Origin of the sequence: Thioalkalivibrio denitrificans (assembly GCF_002000365.1) — a bacterium.
Taxonomy (GTDB): Bacteria; Pseudomonadota; Gammaproteobacteria; order Ectothiorhodospirales; family Ectothiorhodospiraceae; genus Thioalkalivibrio_A; species Thioalkalivibrio_A denitrificans.
Genome location: NZ_MVBK01000033.1, coordinates 46,813 through 62,252, shown reverse-complemented (window position 1 = coordinate 62,252; position 15,440 = coordinate 46,813). Strand labels below are relative to the sequence as shown.

At 65.6% G+C, this 15,440-nt stretch carries 9 protein-coding genes and 1 pseudogene; 5 read left to right on the top strand and 5 right to left on the bottom strand.

The features are described 5' to 3' along the window. Together ubiG and B1C78_RS05750 are read right to left on the bottom strand one after the other, a co-directional pair. Positions 1 to 525 (bottom strand): bifunctional 2-polyprenyl-6-hydroxyphenol methylase/3-demethylubiquinol 3-O-methyltransferase UbiG (gene ubiG / locus B1C78_RS05755; RefSeq protein ID WP_077278195.1); only part of this gene is annotated, 525 nt, incomplete at its 3' end. A 171-nt stretch (positions 526 to 696) separates the two neighbouring features. Next, the gene (locus B1C78_RS05750; protein WP_077278194.1) at positions 697 to 2,016 is read right to left on the bottom strand and encodes a TRZ/ATZ family hydrolase; all 1,320 of its coding nucleotides are present in this window, start codon (positions 2,014 to 2,016) and stop codon (positions 697 to 699) included. A 216-nt stretch (positions 2,017 to 2,232) separates the two neighbouring features. On the opposite strand from B1C78_RS05750, the gene B1C78_RS05745 reads away from it, so the two are divergent. Then, positions 2,233 to 4,686, top strand: coding sequence for a sensor domain-containing protein (locus tag B1C78_RS05745; protein WP_077278193.1), 2,454 nt, complete (start codon positions 2,233 to 2,235; stop codon positions 4,684 to 4,686). 126 nt (positions 4,687 to 4,812) lie between these two features. On the opposite strand, the gene B1C78_RS05740 is transcribed toward B1C78_RS05745, so the two are convergent. Beyond that, positions 4,813 to 5,688: an AEC family transporter gene (locus B1C78_RS05740; RefSeq protein WP_077278192.1), complete on the bottom strand. Its 876-nt coding sequence runs from the start codon at positions 5,686 to 5,688 to the stop codon at positions 4,813 to 4,815. A gap of 212 nt (positions 5,689 to 5,900) precedes the next feature. Between B1C78_RS05740 and B1C78_RS05735 the strand changes: the two genes are divergently transcribed. Next, positions 5,901 to 6,710 (top strand): alpha/beta hydrolase, encoded by an 810-nt coding sequence (locus tag B1C78_RS05735; RefSeq protein WP_077278191.1) that lies wholly within the window; start codon positions 5,901 to 5,903, stop codon positions 6,708 to 6,710. Here B1C78_RS05735 and B1C78_RS05730 read toward each other — a convergent pair whose 3' ends face one another. After that, positions 6,711 to 7,991, bottom strand: coding sequence for an FGGY-family carbohydrate kinase (locus B1C78_RS05730; protein WP_077278190.1), 1,281 nt, complete (start codon positions 7,989 to 7,991; stop codon positions 6,711 to 6,713). Between the two features lie 267 nt (positions 7,992 to 8,258). Continuing rightward, positions 8,259 to 8,648: a preQ(1) synthase gene (gene queF / locus B1C78_RS05725; protein ID WP_077278189.1), complete on the bottom strand. Its 390-nt coding sequence runs from the start codon at positions 8,646 to 8,648 to the stop codon at positions 8,259 to 8,261. Between the two features lie 198 nt (positions 8,649 to 8,846). Between queF and smc the strand changes: the two are divergent. The 3 genes and pseudogenes from smc (at position 8,847) to ligA (ending at position 15,364) form a co-directional block, all read left to right on the top strand. Next, positions 8,847 to 12,280 (top strand): annotated as a pseudogene (gene smc, locus B1C78_RS05720) (chromosome segregation protein SMC). A gap of 15 nt (positions 12,281 to 12,295) precedes the next feature. Further along, positions 12,296 to 13,093, top strand: coding sequence for a cell division protein ZipA (gene zipA, locus B1C78_RS05715; protein WP_077278188.1), 798 nt, complete (start codon positions 12,296 to 12,298; stop codon positions 13,091 to 13,093). Positions 13,094 to 13,336: 243 nt separating this feature from the next. Further along, on the top strand, positions 13,337 to 15,364 hold the full coding sequence (gene ligA, locus B1C78_RS05710; RefSeq protein ID WP_077278201.1) for an NAD-dependent DNA ligase LigA: 2,028 nt from the start codon (positions 13,337 to 13,339) through the stop codon (positions 15,362 to 15,364). Positions 15,365 to 15,440: the final 76 nt, after the last annotated feature.

The following is a 15,440-nucleotide window of genomic DNA, read 5'->3' as shown; positions in this document are numbered from 1 at the left end:
GCCGAGTACGTACTCGGCGCCCACGATGGCATGCAGGAAGGACTTGGGATTGCGGTTGATGGTGGAGAAGAACACGTGCCCGCCGGGGCGTACCAGTTGCGCGCAGGCGTTCACCACCGAGGCCGGGTCCGGGACGTGTTCCAGCATCTCCATGCAGGTCACCACGTCGAACGCGCCGGGCATCTCCCCGGCCAGTTCCTCCACCGGCACCTGCCGGTAGTCCACCTCCAGCCCCGACTCATGAAGGTGCATCCGCGCCACCTCCAGCGGCCCCGGTGCCATGTCGATGCCCGTGACCCTGGCACCGCGACGGGCCATGGATTCCGCGAGGATTCCCCCGCCGCAGCCCACGTCCAGCACCCGGGCGTCGGCCAGCGGGGCGCGGCGCTCCACGTAATCGAGGCGCAGCGGATTGATCTCGTGCAGGGGTCGGAACTCACCCTGCGGGTCCCACCAGCGGTGTGCCAGATCGTCAAACTTGGCGACCTCGCCGGGATCGATGTTGGGTGTGGAGGGGGCGGACATGTCGGTCATCATGGGTGACGGTGCGGTTATGGTACAGCATGGAAGTCAATTCAAGATTCAAGATTCAATATTCAAGATTCAAGGGGAAAGCACGGTAACTGCATGTACTGAACGGGCTCGCCATGGCACCCGCCCACTTTGAATCTTGAATTTTGAATATTGAATCGCCTCTTACGCATTTTCCATCAGCCGTTGCTGCCAGACCTCCGCCTTTGCCCCGATCGCGTCGGTGTCCAGCGTGGTCAGGCGTCCGTTCCTTAGCAGGGGTTTCCCGGCCACCCAGACATCGGTGACCTGGTGGCGGCTCGTGGCGTAGACCAGGTGTGACAGCGGATGGTAGACGGGGCGGCTTTCCAGGCCTGCCAGATCCACGGCCACCATGTCCGCCGCCTTGCCGGGCACCAGTGAGCCGATCTCGTCGCCCAGTCCCAGGGCCCGGGCGCCGTTCAGCGTGGCCATGCGCAGGGCAGTGGCCGCCGGCAGGGCGGCGGCGTTGCCCGATACGCCCTTGGCCAGCAGCGCGGCGGTGCGCATCTCTCCCAGCAGGTCCAGGTCATTGTTGCTGGCGGCGCCGTCGGTGCCCAGGCAGACATTGACGCCTGCATCGAGCAGTTTCTGCACGGGACAGAAGCCGCTGGCCAGCTTGAGGTTGGACTCGGGACAATGGACCACGTGGGCGCCGGCTTCGGCCAGGTGGCGGATCTCGGCATCGTTCAGCTGGGTCATGTGCACGGCCAGCAGGTTCGGGCCCACGAGCCCCATCTGCGCCAGCCGCTCCAGTGGGCGCATGCCGAATCGCGCCGTGGCTTCCTCCACTTCATGGGCGGTCTCGTGCACGTGCATGTGAACCGGCAGATCAAGTTCATTGGCCAGTGTACGGATGCGCTTGAGCGCCTCGTCGGCCACCGTGTAAGGCGCGTGAGGCGCAAAGCAGAACGACAGTAGCGCTTCGTCCTTGTGCTGGTCGTAGAGGGCCAGCCCCTTGGCGATGTACTCGTCGGCGTTGGCGGCCCAGACCGTGGGAAAGTCGATGACGATGAGGCCGAGTACGGCGCGCATGCCGGCCCGGCTCGCCGCGTGGGCGGCGATATCAGGAAAGAAGTACATGTCGTTGAAGCAGGTGACGCCGCCGCGGATCATCTCTGCCATGGCCAGCTGCGTACCGTCCTCGACGAACTCGGTACCCACCCAGCGGCTCTCGGCCGGCCAGATGTGTGCCTGCAGCCATTCCATCAGCGGCAGATCGTCCGCCAGCCCGCGCATAAGCGCCATGGCCGCATGGGTGTGGGCGTTCACCAGTCCGGGAATGACGATGTGGCTGTTCAGCTCGTGAACCGTGTCGGCGGTGAAGCGCGCATGCGCTTCACTCGCCGGCAGCAGCGCAACGATGCGCCCGTCCCGCACCGCCAGAGCGTGGTGATCGAGCACCACGCCGTCCGGCTCCACCGGCGCAATCCAGCGGGCCCTGATCAGCAGATCGACTGTTTCCATGGCCGTGAACGATACAGGGGGGGCAGGAACCCGACAATGCCTGCCTCAGGCCGGGCCGACGTCGCAGACGGCACCGTTCAGCGGACGGATGGTGGGGAATATCCTACAGCAACCCTGCGGTTTTCCGGATTCTGCCTATAGTTACAGGAGACGAGGTCATTTCCGCCCGGGCCGAAGGACTGACATCGGGCTCCCGAGGACTACGGACTGACCAGAGTGACTGACGATCTGTCCCATATCCTGGAGGCCTATCGTGCCCTGTTCCACGGGCACCCCGATGCCGTTCATCTGATCGATACCCAGGGATTCTTCGTTGAGGTGAACGCGCGGGCCTGCCAGAACAAGGGCATGCCCCCTGAGGATGTGCTCGGACGCCACTACAGCGAGTTTGTCGCGCCCGAGGACCTCGAGCGGGCGTCGGCCGCTTTCGAGGGCGCACTGCGCGGTCATCCCCAGAGAGTTGAGTACAGCTGGGAGGATGACGCGGGAGAGCGGAGTTATTACGCCGTGCTTGCCATACCGTTGCTGGTGGACGGTCATGGCCAGGGCGTCTATGTCATCACCCAGGATATCACCGAGCGCAAGCGTGCCGAGCAGTCCCTGCGCGACACCGAGATGATGCTGCGTGCAGCGAACCGCACCGCGCGACTGGGCGGGTGGATGGTTGACCTGTCGACAAACCGCATCAAGTGGTCGGACGAGACCTGCGCCATTCACGACCTGCCGTCTGGCACCGAGGTGTCGGTGGAGGAGGGCGTTAACTTCTACGCGCCGGAATGCATCGATCGGATACGCGCACTGTTTGACGCCTGTGCCACGCAAGGCGTGCCCTTCGACGAGGAACTGGAGATCATCACGGCCAAAGGGCGCCGCCTGTGGGTGCGGTCCATGGGCGAGGCGGTACGGGACGCCTCCGGCTGCATCACGCAGGTGCGCGGTGCCTTCCAGGACATCTCGGAGGCGAAGCGCACACAGGCGGAGATCAAACAGCTGGAAGGGCGCCTCACGGTGGCCATGGAGGCCATGACGGATGCCTTCCTCACCATCGACCGGGATTACCGCTACACCTACGCCAACCGTGAAGCCGAACGTCTGCTGCAAAAATCACGCAGCGAGATCATGGGCCGGACCGTCTGGGAAGTGTTTCCCGATCTGGTGGGCACGGTGACGGAAACCCGGTTCAGGGAAGCGATGGATGAACAGCGTCCGGTCCATTACGAACTGTACTATGAGCCTCTCGAAATCTGGATTGAGATCGGTGTCTATCCCTGGCCGGACGGGTTGGCAGTGCTCTTCCGGGACATCAGCGAGCGCAAGCGCACGGAAGAGGAGATCCAGTTCCTGGCGTTCTACGACCCGCTCACCGGTCTGCCCAACCGCCGCCTGCTCATGGACCGCCTGCAGCAGGCCCTGGCCGCCAGCGTGCGTCACGGGGTCCGGGGCGCGGTGCTGTTTCTCGATCTCGACCATTTCAAGACCCTCAACGACACCCTGGGCCACACCGAGGGTGATGCCCTGTTGCGCCGGGTGGCCGAGTGCCTCAAGGATTGTGTGCGTGCCACGGACACGGTGGCCCGATTCGGGGGTGACGAGTACGTGATCGTGCTCGGAGACCTGGATCCGGATCCCGAGGAGGCCATGGCGCATGCTGAACTGATGGCCAAGAAGATCCTCACGGCGCTCACGCAACCCGGCAACCTGCCGGGCCGCGAACGCCAGGGCACGTGCAGTATCGGCATCACGCTGTTCGGCAAGCCCGACGACACGGTGGACGAGATCATGAAGCAGGCGGATCTCGCCATGTACCAGGCCAAGGCCTCGGGTCGCAATACGCTCCGGCGCTTTGACCCGGTCATGCAGGCGACCGTGAACCGGCGGGTGCGCACCGAGGCCGAGGTGCGGCGCGCGCTCGAGCACATGGAGTTCGAGCCCTACTATCAGCCCCAGGTGGACCTGACCGGAAGGCTGGCAGGTGCCGAAGCACTGGTCCGCTGGCAGCATCCGCATAGGGGCATCGTGCCGCCCATGGAGTTCATTCCGCTGGCGGAGGAAACGGGGCTGATCTTCGGCCTGGGGCATTTCATGCTGGAACGAGTCTGCCGCCAGGTGGCGGCGTGGACAAGTGTCGCAGGGCATCCCCAATGGTGTGTGGCGGTCAATGTCAGCGCCCGTCAGTTTCACCATCCCGACTTCGTGCAGGAGGTGTTCTCGCTCATCGACGAAACCGGGGCGGGTGCGCATCAGCTTCAGCTGGAACTCACGGAGAGTTCGCTGCTGGTGGACATGGACGACACGATATCCAAGATGAAGGCGCTCAAGTCCCGGGGCGTCAGTTTCTCCCTGGACGATTTCGGCACCGGATACTCTTCCCTCTACTACCTCAAGCACCTGCCTCTGGACCAGATCAAGATCGACCAGCGTTTCGTGCGGGGTGTGCTGGACGACGCCAATGACGCCGCCATCGTACGCGCCATCATCGCGCTGGCGCGCAGCCTCGGCCTGAACGTCATCGCCGAGGGTGTGGAGGACCGGCGCGTGCAGTCCTTTCTGGCCAATGAGGGTTGCCCCATGTTCCAGGGTTACCTGTACAGCCGTCCCGTGCCCAGGGACGAGTTCGAACGTTTCTTCCTGAACGGGGAGTTGCTTAATGGTTCGGGCAGTGGTGGTTAAAAGACTTCAACGCAGAGGCGCGAAGACGCAAAGGGCGCAAAAGGGCTTTTTAACGAATAAGGACTTTGCGTACTTTGCGTCTTCGCGTCTTTGCGTTGGATTTTCAACCGGGGCGGCCCAAGAAGGTCACAGCAACCACCCCAGCACCAACGACAACGACACGATGGCAAACAGGTTGCCCATGAACACGATGGAGGCGACGCGTTTGGGCTCCTGTCCGTACTTCTCGGCCACCATGTAGTTGAGGACCGCCGGAGGCAGGGCGGCGAACACGAACAGATAGGCCACCTGCTGCTGCGTCAGATCGAGAAACGGCGTGATCAGCGCCGCCATCACCAGTCCGCTCGCAGGCGCCAGAAAGGCACCCCACAGACCGAGCCGCCAGTCCGAGAAGTCCGCATCCACCATACGCACGCCCAGGGTGAAGAGCATCAGCGGGATCGCGATCTGCCCCACCATCTCGATGGGCACCGCCAGGACCTGTGGCACCACCAGACCGCTCAGGCTCACCGCGATGCCGGCGATGCTGGCTGCGATGATGGGAATACGCAGGAGCTGCCACAGACTCAGCTTGTGGTTGAGCATGTAGATGCCGACACTGAAGTGCAGCGTATTCTCCACCAGGAACAGCACGATGGCGGCAGGCAGCGCCGCTTCGCCGAAGGCCAGCAGCAGGATGGGGATGCCCATATTGCCGCTGTTGGTGAACATCATGGGCGGCACGAAGGTCTTCCAATGCACCTTGAGCAGCCGCACGAAGGGTAGCACCACCAGCCCCGAGCCCAGCACCACGAGGATGCCCGCCAGTGCCAGGGTGGAGTAATCGGCGATCTGGAAGCCCTGGGCGGAGAGCGCGCTGAAAATCAGCGCCGGTGTAAACACGTCCATGTTCAGCCGGTTCGCGGTGTCGATGTCCGTGGGATGGCGCCGACCGTAGAAGTAACCCAGTGCGATGACCAGGAACACGGGCAGGACGATCTGGATGACCGGAAGAGGATTCATTCAAGTGTGGTGAGCTGAATTCTTGTTCTACACCCGGATCTCCGGGCAAGGGCAATCCCCCGGGGCGCAGGCCGGGGCCTGATCTGAGGATCCAGTCTAACGCGTGCGGCGGCAGATTACGCGATGTGTGCCGCTGTTCAGGTTCTCTGCCGCACGGGGGTGTGGCGTGCCCGGGTCCGGGTCGGATAGCCTGAACATCACGGAGGCTGGAGATGACTGTAATGAAGATTCTCCTCACGGTGGTCGGCGCATATGCCCTTCTGGTGGGCCTGGTCTACGTGGGACAGGAACGTCTGATCTACATGCCCATGCGAGACCTGGTCATGACACCCGCCGACCATGGCTTCGACTATGAGGACGTCGATCTGGTCACGGAGGACGACGTGCGTCTGCACGGCTGGTACGTGCCGGCGCCGGAGCCCCGGGGCGTCCTGCTGTTCTTCCACGGCAATGCGGGCAATATCTCCCATCGCATGGACTCGATCCGCATCTTCAGGGATCTCGGTCTGTCGGTGTTCATCATCGACTATCGGGGGTATGGCCGGAGCGAGGGTCGTCCGGGGGAGGCCGGTATCCGCCGGGATGCCCGCGCGGCCTGGCGTCACCTGCGCGACGAACGCGAGGTTCCTTCCGGCGATATCGTCCTCTTCGGTCGTTCCCTGGGAGCGGCGGTGGCGGCGGATCTGGCCACCCGCAAGGCGCCGGGGGCGGTGATCCTCGAATCGGCCTTCACAAGCGCGGCAGACCTGGGCGCGGAGGTCTATCCCTGGCTGCCCGTGCGCACACTCCTTCGACATCGCCACGAGGTGCTCGGGATCATGCATGAGATCACCGCACCCGTACTGATCGCCCACAGTCGTGACGACGAGATCGTCTCCTTCGAACATGCCCGGCGACTGCTGGAGGCGGCCGGTGGAGAAGCCGAACTGCTGGAGATGGATGGCGGGCACAACGACGGATTCCTGCGCACGGGTGCCCGCTACGGGCGTGAGATCAGGGAGTTTCTCGACCGGTATCTCTAGCTAGGTCCGCGATCGCCGCGCACCCTGACGGGCCAGCAGGGCCGCACCGTAGGCTGCCTCGCTGTGGTCCGCCTCCACCAGTGGTGCGGGCAACGTGCGTTCCCGGATCCGCCGCCATGCGGGGTTCGCCGCGCCACCCCCGACGGTGCGGATGCTCCGGGGCCCGGGTGCCCCTAGTTTCGCCAGCAGCCGGTAGCCTTCCGCCTCGATGGCGGCAATGCCCTCCAGCAGACCCTGGAAGAACGTCGCATCGTCATCGGGACGCGGTTCCAGGCGCGGCGTGAACCCGGGATCGCAGTGGGGAAAGCGCTCGCCGGGCGCCGGCAGGGGATAGTAATCCAGGCCAGTGGGTCGGTCGGGATCCAGTGTGGGGGTCAGTGCCCGCATCTGCTCCGGGGTGAAGAACTGAAGCAGGGCCGCACCGCCGCTGTTGGATGCGCCCCCGGCCACCCAGCGGTCCCCGATGCGGTGGCTGTACACCCCGTACTCGGGCGCGAACACCGGTTCGGGCGAGACAATCTTGAGCACCAGCGTGCTGCCCAGAGACGTGACCGCCTCGCCGGGCAGGGCAGCGCCGGTGGCGAGAAAACCCGCCACGCTGTCGGTGGTGCCGGCGAACACCGGAAGGCCTTCGGGAATGCCACACGCTTCGGCGGCGCCGGGTGTCACGTGACCCAGCAGATCCCCCGGCGCCACCACGCGCGGCAACAGGCCGGCCGGCAACTCCAGCGCGTCCATCCAGGCTGGCCAGGCGCGGCTTGCCGGGTCATAACCCATTTTCAGGGCATTGTTCTCGTCGCTCAGGCCCCATCGTTCCGTGAGCCGCCCCGCCAGCCAGTCCGCCTGGTGCAGCGCATGACGGGCCCGCCCCGCGTCCCGGTACCCCAGCCACCACAGCAGCTTGGCGAGACTGGAGGTGGGGCCATGGGCCCCGCTTTCGCGCGGCGCGAGCCCGGCAATCCGCTGTGCCTGCGCCTGTGCGCGGGCGTCGTTGTACAGGAGTGCCGTGCCGAGTGGGTGGCCCCGGTCGTCGGTGACCACCAATGTGCCCGAGGTGCCATCGATGGCCAGCCCCGCCGGGGGCTCCGGCAGTTTGCGTACTACCGCGCGGAGCACCGTGCCGAGTGCCTCCCACCAGACCTCCGCGTCCTGCTCCACACACGCGCCGTCCCTGTGCGGCGGGGCGAGTGCAACCGTCTCCCGCGCCACCTCCGCACCGCCGTCATCGATGGCGATCAACCGGCACCCGGAGGTGCCCATATCGATTCCGAGGCAGATCATGGAGGCGGTTTTACCACGAAGCTCACGAAGGGCACGAAAAAGGCAAAGGCATGTTCTCTCGCAAAGGCGCGAAGCCCGCAAAGAAAGTCTTTGACGATAGGGCGCCCCGTGGGTGCCGCCGGATGCTGAACCGTGTCGGGACGGCGGGCATGGCCCGCCCTGTATATGCCTTTCTTTGCGGGCTTCGCGGCTTTGCGAGAGGACTTTCTGTTCTTTGTTTCTTCGTGCCCTTCGTGAGCTTCGTGGTAAGACAGCCTTCAAGCCACGTCAGGGCAGGGAAACCGGCGCCGGGGCCTGCCACTCGGGGTGGCGGTGTTCGGCCACCACCGTGGTGTAGATGCCGCCGCGGACATTGAACTCGGCTGTCAGGCGCATGAAGTGGGGGTCGGTGGCGGCCACCAGGTCGTCCAGGATGCGGTTGGTCACTGCCTCGTGGAAGGCGCCTTCCTCCCGGAAGCTCCAGACATAGAGCTTCAGGGCCTTGAGCTCCACGCAGCGCGCCCGGGGGACGTACTCCAGGTGCAGGGTGGCGAAGTCCGGCTGGCCCGTCTTGGGGCACAGGCAGGTGAACTCGGGGATCCGGATCCGGATGGTATAATCCCGGCCCGGCCGGGGGTTTTCAAAGGTCTCAAGGTCCTTGCTGGGCTGGCTGGGCATGGTGATCGTGTTTCGGCAGGGGTGGGATGGCCCGCAAATCGGGACCCGCGGCACACGGGGGCGATCGGCTTCCCCCAAAGGGCGGCATTATTGTAATAATGGGCGCCGCCCATCGCCACAACGGGCAGGCCGACCCCGGCCCCGTCGTCGCGGCAATCGGCCCAATCCGTTTCCCTGAACATTTGCCCGCAGGTCCCGATGCGACTCAGCAAGATCAAACTGGCCGGATTCAAGTCCTTCGTGGACCCCACCACCATTCGCTTTCCCAGCAGCCTGGTCGGCATCGTCGGACCCAACGGCTGCGGCAAGTCCAATGTCATCGACGCGGTGCGCTGGGTGATGGGGGAATCGTCCGCCAAGCACCTGCGCGGCGACTCCATGGAGGACGTCATCTTCAACGGCTCCTCCAGCCGCAAGCCCGTGGGACAGGCCTTCATCGAACTGGTGTTCGACAACAGCGAGGGCACCCTGGGCGGCCAGTACGCCGAGTACAGCGAGATCTCGGTGAAGCGCCAGGTGAGCCGCGATGGCCAGTCGCAGTATTTCCTCAACGGGACGCGCTGCCGGCGCAAGGACATCACGGACATCTTTCTCGGCACCGGCCTCGGGCCGCGCAGCTACGCCATCATCGAACAGGGCATGATCTCCCGGCTCATCGAGGCCAAGCCCGAGGAACTGCGCGTCTATCTGGAGGAGGCCGCCGGCATCTCCCGGTACAAGGAACGGCGCCGGGAGACCGAGACACGCATCCGCCACACCCGAGAGAACATCGAGCGCCTGGACGATCTGCGCGAGGAAATCGAAAAGCACATCAATCACCTCCAGCGCCAGGCCAACACCGCCGAACGCTACAAGACGCTCAAGGAGGAGGAACGCCGGAGCCGTGCCGAACTGCTGGCCCTGCGCCTGCGGGAGATGGACAGCGACGCGGCCGGGCGCGAACGGGGCCTGCGCGAGGAGGAAACCCGCCTGCAGGGCGTCATCGCGGAACTGCGCCACCTGGAAGCCGCCATCGAGAAGAACCGCGAACAGCTCGTGGAGGCCAACGAGGCCTTCAACGAGGTGCAGGGGCGCTACTACGGTCTGGGCAGTGACATCTCCCGGGTGGAACAGTCCATCCAGCATGCCCGGGAGTTGCGCGAGCGCCAGACGCGTGAACTGCAGCAGGCCGAGGCGGGGCTCAGGGAGACCCGCGAGCACATGGAACTGGACGGCAACCGGCTCCGCGATCTCGACCGGGAGCTGGAGGCGTTGCTGCCGCGGCACCGGGAAGCCGACGAGGCCCGCCAGGCCGCCCAGGATGCCCTGGGTGCGGCGGAACAGGCCATGAGCGAATGGCAGGGGCGGTGGGAGGACTTCAACCAGCGTGCCGCCGAGCCGGCCCAGACGGCCCAGGTGGAACGCACCCGCATGGAACACCTGGAGCGCCAGATTCAGCATCTGCAAACGCGCCTGGAGCGCCTGCAGGCCGAGCGCGGTCAGCTCTCCTCCGAGGCCCTGCGCACCGAGATGGAAGCCTTGACCGCCCAGGCCGCCGAGGCTCACCAGAGCGCTGAACAGCAGCAGGCGGAGCTGACCCGTACGCTGGATGCCATCCGCGAGGCCCGGGAGTCGGCACGGTCGCGATCCTCACAGCTGGATGAACTGCGCCGGGCCATTCAGACCCGGGCCGGACGCCTGTCCTCCCTGGAGGCCCTGCAACAGGCTGCCCTGGGCAAGGGCGAGCAATCCGTGGTGCAGTGGCTGGAAGGGCAGGGGCTGGCCGATGCCCCGCGGCTGGCTGAGCAGCTTCAGGTAGAGCCGGGCTGGGAGCGGGCCGTGGAGGCCGTGCTGGGCCAGTACCTTGAGGCGGTCTGCGTCAATGACCTGGACGGCGTGGCCGGGGTCCTGGACAGCCTGACCCACGGCGACCTGCTGGCGCTGGATGTCTCGGCTGAAGGCGCCGCATCCGGTGAGGGCGATCGACTGATCGGGCGCGTGCGCGGCCCGGGGCCGNCGGCCCCGGGGAATCGGTCATTACGCCCGAGGGCGTGTGGCTGGGCCGCGCCTGGCTACGGGTGGCCCGGGATCCGGACGAGCATTCCGGCGTTCTGGGACGCGAGCAGGAGATCAAGTCCCTGCACGACGAGCTGGCCCGGCTCAACAGCGAGCAGGAGACCCAGCAGAAGGCCCTGGAGGCGGATCGCGCCACAGTGGCCGAACTGGAGGCGCGACGCGAGGAACTGCAGGTCCTGGTCAACCGGGCTCATCGCGCGGCCGCGGACCTGGATGCCCAGCTGAGCAACCGGCGCACGCGCCTGGAGCAGGTGGAGTCGCGTTTTGCGCGCATCAACGAGGAGATCTCGGAAATCGAGGCGGCGCACGGGCGCGATGCCGAGGCCCTGCAGGCGGCTACCAACGCCCGCAACGAGGCGGTGGCCCGCATGGAGACACTGGCACGCGAGCGGGAAGGCCTGACAGCCGAGCGCGACGGGCTGCGCGAGCAACTGGATGCCGCCCGCCGCGAGGCCCAGGCTCGCCGGGATGCCCTGCACGAGATCGACCTGCGGCTGCAGACCCTGCGCAGCACCCGCGAGTCAACGGCCCACAGCCTGGCCCGCATGGAGGCCCAGGCGGCGCAGTTCACCGAGCGCCTGGACGGACTCAACGCCGCCATGCAGGACGGCGATGCACCGATCCGCGAATTGTCCACCGAACTGGAGGACCTGCTGGCCCGGCGCGTGGAAGTGGAACGCGCACTGGCCGAGGCCCGCGCACGGGTGCAGGGCATCGAGTCGGAGATGCGCGAACACGATCAGCGTCGTGTCGCCGTGGAGCGTCAGGCAGAGGAGATCCGGGCAAACCTGGACGGCCTGCGCATGGCCTGGCAGGAGATAAACGTGCGCCGCCAGACCATTCGCGAGCAGCTGGCCGAGACGCCGTTTACCGCGGAGGCGCTCCTGGAGGGCCTGGAGGAGGACGCCACGGTGGCCGCGTGGCAGGAGAAGGTGGAGTCACTGGCACAGCGCATCCAGCGCCTGGGGCCCATCAACCTGGCGGCCATCGATGAGTTCAGGGAACAGAGCCAGCGCAAGGAGTATCTGGACGCCCAGCACGCGGACCTCATGGAGGCGCTGGAAACGCTGGAGAACGCGATCCAGAAGATCGACAAGGAAACGCGCCAGCGCTTCCGGGATACCTTCGAGCGGGTCAACGGGCGCCTCGGGGAAATGTTCCCGCGCCTGTTCGGCGGCGGCCAGGCACACCTGGAGATGACAGGCGACGATCTGCTGTCCACCGGCGTGGCCGTCATGGCACGTCCGCCGGGCAAGCGGTTGTCCACCATTCATCTCATGTCCGGCGGTGAGAAGGCGCTCACGGCCGTGGCCCTGGTATTCGCCATCTTCGAGCTGAACCCGGCGCCGTTCTGCATGCTCGACGAGGTGGACGCACCCCTGGACGAGGCCAACGTGGGGCGCTTCTGCAACCTGGTCAAGGAGATGTCCGAGCGCGTCCAGTTCATCTTCATCACCCACAACAAGACCACCATGGAACTGGCCGACCAGCTGGTGGGCGTCACCATGCGCGAGGCGGGCGTATCGCGTCTCGTGGCCGTGGACGTGGACGAAGCCGCCCAGATGGCCGCCGGTTGAGGAGAAGCGACGGAGGTGGACGCCTTGCGCTGGATACTGCTGATTCTCGCACTGCTGGTGCTGGTGGGCATCTACGTGGCGGGGCGCATGCGCAACGCCGGGCGCCGGCCCAGGGATCTGGTGGACGAGGCCGTGGAGCGCGAGGCGCTGGAGCAGATCCATATCCGAGCCGACAGCGAGCGGGACATTCCACCGCTGCGAGCGGCAGCCGAAGACGATCCCGACGCCCTGAACGACATCGAGAGCCTCAAGGCCCGGGTGGTGGAAGAGGCCCGGGACCGGCCTGTGCAGCCGGTGCCGCCCCGCCCTCGAAGCAGCGCTCCTGAGAAGGCACCCGCCCCACCGACACCGCGGACCGAGGCACCGCCGCAACCCGCACCCGACAAGTTGATCGTCCTGCACGTGGCCGCGGGTCCCTCGGGGCACATCCTCGGCGTGCAGCTCAAGGCAGCCCTGGAATCCGAGGGCCTCGAGTTCGGCGTGATGGACATCTACCACCGGCTGGTGAACACGTCGAACGGGCACGTGCCGCAGTTCAGTGTGGCCAACATGCTCAACCCGGGTACGCTCGATCCCGCCACCATGGATGAACTCTCGACAGTGGGTGTCGCGCTGTTTCTGCAGTTGCCCGGTCCGCGCGATGCCATGGAATCCTTCGAGGCGATGCTCAAGTGCGCGCAATCCCTGGCGGAACGCCTTGACGGCCAGGTGCTGGACGCCTCGCGCAGTGCCCTCACGCCCCAGGGCATCGAACACATCCGCGAAAGCATCCGCGAGTGGTCCCTCAAGGCGCGCGTGCCGGCGCGGCGGTGAGTTGTTGGGAAGCATCAAAAGCCTTCAACGCAAAGGCGCAAAGACGCAAAAAACACGAATCGTTAATTAGAAGCAAAGAATCAGGGACACGAGGCCAAGCAGAGGCCCAGGGGCCTGTCCGAGTAATGTTCTTTTTCAAGAAAGTATTCTCTTTGCGCCCTCTGCGTCTTTGCGCCTTTGCGTTGAAGGCTTTTGATCTTCCATCCCCGGAAGCTGAAACAAGAAAGATCCCCGATGAGCGCCATGTCACAGATCCCCGAAAAGGTCCGTCAGCGGGTCAATTCCCTGCGTGAGCAGCTGGAGCACCATAACTACCGTTATTACGTGCTGGATGATCCGGAGATTCCCGATGCGGCCTATGACGCGCTCATGGGTGAGCTTCAGGCATTGGAGGCCGAATATCCGGATCTGGTGACTCCGGATTCGCCCACGCAGCGGGTGGGCGCGGAACCTGCCAGGGCGTTTGCCGAGGCCCGGCATCTGCTGCCCATGCTCTCGCTGGACAACGCCTTCGAGGAAGACGAGGTGCTGGCCTTTGAGAAGCGCATCCATGATCGGCTGGGTGACGATACGCCGGTCGAATTTGCCGTTGAACCCAAGCTGGACGGACTGGCCATCAGCCTGCTCTATGAAAACGGGCATCTGGTGCGCGGCGCCACACGCGGGGACGGCACCACGGGCGAGGATGTCACGGGCAATGTACGCACCATTCGCGCAATACCCCTCAAGCTCCATGGCGGCGGCCATCCCCGGCTGCTGGAAGTGCGCGGCGAAGTGTATATGGAAAAGGTCCGCTTCGAGGCCTTCAATCGTGAAGCCGCGGAGCGCGGCGAAAAGGTGTTCGTCAACCCGCGCAACGCGGCGGCGGGCAGCCTGCGCCAGCTGGATCCGCGCATCACCGCACGCCGACCGCTGACGTTCTTTGTCTACGGTGCCGGGCATGTGGAGGGCGGTGAGCTGCCGGACACGCACTCGGCGGTCCTGGACCTTCTCATGGAATGGGGCCAGCGCGTCTGCCCGGAACGTGACGTGGTGACTGGGGCGCGAGGGTGCCTGGATTATTACCGTCGCATCGGGGCGCGGCGGGACGGTCTTGCCTACGAGATCGACGGCGTCGTCTACAAGGTGAACCGCTTTGATCTGCAGCAGCACCTGGGGTTCGTGTCGCGCGCGCCGCGTTGGGCGGTGGCGCACAAGTACCCGGCGCAGGAGCAGATGACGGTGCTGCGCGACGTGGAGTTCCAGGTGGGACGGACGGGCGCACTGACGCCGGTGGCGCGGCTGGAGCCCGTGTTCGTGGGCGGCGTGACCGTCAGCAACGCCACGCTGCACAACATGGACGAGGTGGAGCGCAAGGATGTGCGTATCGGTGACACGGTGATTGTGCGTCGTGCCGGCGATGTCATCCCCGAGGTGGTGGCCGTGGTGCCCGCCCAACGCCCGCCGGATGCACGGCCCGTCGAGATGCCGACTGCCTGCCCGGTCTGCGGATCCGAGGTGGTGCGTTCGGAAGGCGAGGCCGTCGCGCGTTGTTCCGGCGGACTGTACTGCGCCGCCCAGCGCCGCGAGGCCATCAAGCATTTTGCCTCGCGGCGTGCCATGGACATCGAGGGTCTGGGCGACAAGCTGGTGGAGCAACTCGTCGATGCGGGACTGGTGGATCACGTGGACGATCTCTATCGGCTCAACACGGGGCAACTCGCGGGACTGGAGCGCATGGCCGAGAAGTCCGCCCAGAACCTGGTGGATGCACTCGAGAAGAGCAGGCACACGCAGTTGGCGCGGTTTATCTTCGCGCTGGGCATCCGCGAGGTGGGCGAAGCCACCGCCCGGGCGCTCGCAGCCCATTTCGGCAGTCTCGATGCGCTCATGGCCGCCGACGAGGAGGCTCTCATGGAAGTCCCTGACGTGGGCCCGGTCGTGGCCCATCACGTGGCCACCTTTTTCCAGCAGCCGCATAACCGTGAGGTGATCCAGGCGCTGCGCAAGGCCGGCGTGCACTGGGAGGAGACGGAGCCCAGGACCAAAAAGGACGCCTTGCCTCTGAGCGGGAATACCTACGTGCTCACGGGCGCACTGGAGTCCATGACCCGCGAGGAGGCCGGCGAGCGGCTCATGGCGCTGGGTGCGAAAGTGACCGGCAGCGTGTCGAAGAAGACCACCGCGGTGATCGCCGGCGAGGCCGCGGGTTCCAAGCTGGCCAAGGCGGAGAAGCTCGGCATCCCCGTGCTTGACGAGGCACGGTTCCTTGAGCTTATTGGTGAGGCGTAAGGCGTAAGGCGTAAGGCGTAAGGCGTAAGGGGGGCATTGGACGCCTAACACCTAACCCCTCTCCCCTAACACCTAA

What these genes read in the sequence shown, in the direction of transcription:
- B1C78_RS05750 (WP_077278194.1), bottom strand. Translation starts at nt 2,016, where the DNA reads ATGGAAACAGTCGATCTGCTGATCAGGGCCCGCTGGATTGCGCCGGTG.
- B1C78_RS05740 (WP_077278192.1), bottom strand. Translation starts at nt 5,688, where the DNA reads ATGAATCCTCTTCCGGTCATCCAGATCGTCCTGCCCGTGTTCCTGGTC.
- B1C78_RS05735 (WP_077278191.1), top strand. Translation starts at nt 5,901, where the DNA reads ATGACTGTAATGAAGATTCTCCTCACGGTGGTCGGCGCATATGCCCTT.
- B1C78_RS05730 (WP_077278190.1), bottom strand. Translation starts at nt 7,991, where the DNA reads ATGATCTGCCTCGGAATCGATATGGGCACCTCCGGGTGCCGGTTGATC.
- queF (WP_077278189.1), bottom strand. Translation starts at nt 8,648, where the DNA reads ATGCCCAGCCAGCCCAGCAAGGACCTTGAGACCTTTGAAAACCCCCGG.
- ligA (WP_077278201.1), top strand. Translation starts at nt 13,337, where the DNA reads ATGTCACAGATCCCCGAAAAGGTCCGTCAGCGGGTCAATTCCCTGCGT.